The 425-nt window shown below is 68.5% G+C and carries 1 protein-coding gene; it reads left to right on the top strand.

The window, feature by feature from the left end; genetic code table 11:
• Positions 1-425: 1-deoxy-D-xylulose-5-phosphate synthase N-terminal domain-containing protein (locus tag RM572_RS29415; protein WP_311676392.1), on the top strand; the 425-nt coding region annotated here is incomplete at both ends.

Here is a 425-nt window from a genome sequence, read left to right as displayed (position 1 = left end):
AAGACCGGCGGACACCTCGGCCCCAACCTGGGCGTGGTGGAGCTCACGATCGCCCTGCACCGGGTCTTCGAGTCGCCCCGGGACAAGGTGCTCTGGGACACCGGCCACCAGGCTTACGTCCACAAGCTGCTCACCGGCCGCCAGGACTTCTCCCGCCTCAAGATGAAGGGCGGCCTCTCCGGCTACCCCTCCCGCGCCGAGTCCGAGCACGACGTCATCGAGAACAGCCATGCCTCCGGGGTCCTCGGCTGGGCCGACGGCATGGCCAAGGCGAACGAGGTCCTGAAGAAGGACGACCACGTCGTCGCGGTCATCGGTGACGGCGCGCTCACCGGCGGTATGGCCTGGGAGGCGCTGAACAACATCGCCGCCGCCAAGGACCGCCCGCTCGTCATCGTCGTCAACGACAACGAGCGCTCGTACGC

The sequence above is a fragment of the Streptomyces hazeniae genome, assembly GCF_031845485.1.
Taxonomy (GTDB): Bacteria; Actinomycetota; Actinomycetes; order Streptomycetales; family Streptomycetaceae; genus Streptomyces; species Streptomyces hazeniae.
Note: the sequence above shows the minus strand (reverse complement) of the source record. Positions and strands in the feature narration are given on the sequence as shown.